The following is a 3,045-nucleotide window of genomic DNA, read 5'->3' as shown; positions in this document are numbered from 1 at the left end:
AGAATCGGGATTTTTTTTAACCAGTAAATAGATAATTTTTAACAGGAGTATGCAAAATATTGCAACTTTACACTAATTATAAATCTATAAATTCGTCTTATACAAATTTTATATATCAATGATTTATAGCGAAAAACAGGCACTTTGTAAATATATACTGATAGGGTTTGCTATCGGTTTAAGTTCTTGTAATTCACAAATACAAAATATGCATACAGAGAAACAGTTGACTTTCGGAAATAAAGGACATTTAATTAATCATACACAGGTTATATCTCCGGATGGGAAGTGGATAGTTTATGACACCCGGAATGACGACTCCAAAATAGGAAGTACTTCTACCATAGAAATGGTGAATATAGAGACGGGAGAAACCAGAGAATTATATGAAACAAAAAATCAGACCCAATTTGGACCAGGTGTTGGAGCTGCTACTTTTTCTCCGGTAGATCATAAAGTAATATTTATTCAGGGTATCCGAAATGCATCTGAAAAAAATCCGTATGGATTTACCAGAAGAACCGGTGTTGCAGTAGAGGTGGGAAATCCAGGTAAAGCAATTTATATGGATGCAAGAGATATTCAGGAACCCTTTACATCCGGGGCTTTAAGAGGTGGTACTCATGCGCATTCATGGAGTGGTGACGGAGAGATGATTTGCTTTACTTACAATGACTATGTAATAGAACAGTTAAGCAAGAAAGATTCGTCTGTACAAGACCTGAGAACGGTTGGTGTCATGTTTCCTAAAAAAGTACAGGTTCAGGATGACGGATCTTTAGAAAATAATAGCGGAGAAATGTTTTCTGTTATTGTTAGCGACGTTACCGAGCATCCCAAACCTAATACAGATGAAATAGATAAGGCTTTTGATGAATGCTGGATAGGTACAAACGGTTATATTAAAGCTGATGGTTCCAGACAAAAAAGAGCCATTGCCATTCAGGGAAATACAAAAGACGAACAGGGTAATACCAAAGCAGAAGTATACGTTATTGATTTGCCGGAAGATTTAACACAGGAAGCACAGGATAAACCTTTAGCTGGAACAGCAAAAACAAGACCCAGTGTACCCAAAGGAGTTTCACAAAGAAGAGTAACCTTTTTGCAGCATGGAATTCAGGGACCACGCCATTGGTTAAGGTCAACAAAAGACGGTAGCTTAATTGTATTCTTAACAAAAGATGGTAAAGGTTATATCAATGCATTTGGAGTTTCTCCAAATGGTGGAGAAGTTAAACAATTAACATTTAATGCTTTTAATATACAAAGCGGAATCAATTTGAGTCCTGATGATAAGAAACTGGCTTATGTAGCCAATAATGCGGTTTATATAACTGATTTAGAAACAGGAGTTTCACAGAAAATAACTGATAATTTTTCTGAAGCCAATAAACCCGTTAGTGCAGTTTTATGGTCAAAATCTGGAGATGGGGTTTTCTACAATCGTTTTGTAGATGGCTGGTTGCAGATTTTTAGTATTGGCTTACATTAATTATGATAGCTCATCGATAGCGCAAGCATCCGCTTGTGCTGTCATAGATTTTGTCTTTAAGGCACAAGCGGCACGCTTGCGTCAGATAATACTAATTTAATTAAACCTATAAGGAGAGGGCAGAGACTTTAATAAAATTTCGTTTTATATTCAATAGGAGTACAGCCCATAACCTTTTTGAAATGTCTGTAAAAATTAGAAGGATTATTAAAGCCACATTCCATACTAATGGCTTCAACCGTCATACTGTTACTTACCAGCATTCGGCAAGCATGACTTATCCTGATTTCAGTTAAAAAATCATAATAAGTTTTTTTAGTAATCTGTTTGAAATATCTACAGAAAGAAGTTATACTCAAGTTACTTAGCGAAGCAATTTGTTCCAGTGAGATATCCTCTTTGTAGTTAGACAAAGTATAAGTACAAATTTTATTAATGCGTTCCGTGTCTAAGCTGTTAGTCTGATAGAAGGCATGAGATTTAGTTATCGTTTCAAATTCGTTGCTGTTAGCCAGCGTACTCAATATATTCAGTAAGATCGTAACCCGTTCAAGATTCTGCGCACCCAAAGCATCATGCATCAAAGTTTCCAGTTTTTTCTTCGTTTTTCCTTTTATAATAAGTCCCTGTTTAGCTTTCTCATATAACTTAGGAATTTGAAAAGTCTCGGGAAGACTTAAGAAATCTTGTCCCAGACAATTCGGAAGAAACTGGATAACCGTAGCTTCAACGTTTAATGCCGATCCCGGATAAAAGTACTCATCTTTACACCGCCAGGTATGTGGAAGATTCTCTCCAAGCAGGATCATCTCACCAGTAGAGAAGTTGTTAATATTATCCCCAATAAAACGAACCCCTTCACCTTTTTTTACAAAATGCAGTTCAAGTTCAGGATGATAATGCCAGATTGTTCCAAAATTTGGAGAAACATCATTCCTGATATTATATGAAGTCTCCAGTCTGGTAGGTACTTTGTGGAATTGCGCTTTCATAATTCAATTAAATAATTGTTTCAATTCAGGTTCTTACTTCTCCTACAGAATTAGGCGTGTAAGGAGGTTATTAATTTGTTTATATAAATATAATACTTGTTTTGAATAAACAAATTAAAGATGATAATATATTGGAGAAAGAAGGCAATAAATCGTATGGATTTACCTCTTTTGCTTGCCATATTTGTATAAAGCAGTATTTTAGGTACTACTATATGATAGATGTTATCTTATCATAAAACCAAAGGTGTTTTGATTTAAACCTATATTAGCAATGAATACACAGAAGAAAATCAGTCTGGTTTGTAGTGGCGATTTACGTCCCTCTGCAAATTTAAGCTGCTGGGCCACACAAGCAGAAATGGAAAATCAACTGGCAAAAGCTTTTGCCGAAGAAGGTTGGACTGTTGAAAAAGCACATGCATATGATGCAGAAAAACAACATGGATTTATAGACTCTCAGCGCATGGGAATCGAAGTTTTCAAAACTATAGATCCCGAATTACCGCTTGTTGTAGCAGAAAGCGTATGGCAATATAGTCACCACGTTCTGGCAGG

At 35.8% G+C, this 3,045-nt stretch carries 2 protein-coding genes and 1 pseudogene; 2 read left to right on the top strand and 1 reads right to left on the bottom strand.

What is annotated here, in order from left to right; all coding sequences use genetic code 11:
• Nucleotides 1-118 precede the first annotated feature (118 nt).
• A complete protein-coding gene (locus ABWO41_RS17165) occupies nt 119-1,495 on the top strand; it encodes a DUF3748 domain-containing protein (RefSeq protein WP_353140668.1) in 1,377 nt (458 codons plus the stop codon).
• A 128-nt stretch (nt 1,496-1,623) separates the two neighbouring features.
• Here ABWO41_RS17165 and ABWO41_RS17160 read toward each other — a convergent pair whose 3' ends face one another.
• A complete protein-coding gene (locus tag ABWO41_RS17160) occupies nt 1,624-2,487 on the bottom strand; it encodes an AraC family transcriptional regulator (RefSeq protein ID WP_353140665.1) in 864 nt (287 codons plus the stop codon).
• 274 nt (nt 2,488-2,761) lie between these two features.
• Here ABWO41_RS17160 and ABWO41_RS17155 point away from each other — a divergent pair.
• Nucleotides 2,762-3,045: pseudogene (locus ABWO41_RS17155) on the top strand (fucose isomerase); the annotation flags it as partial.

Origin of the sequence: Pseudopedobacter sp. (assembly GCF_040392825.1) — a bacterium.
Lineage (GTDB): Bacteria > Bacteroidota > Bacteroidia > Sphingobacteriales > Sphingobacteriaceae > Pseudopedobacter.
The sequence above is the reverse complement of the archived record's forward strand: the minus strand, read 5'-3'. Positions and strand labels throughout refer to the sequence as shown.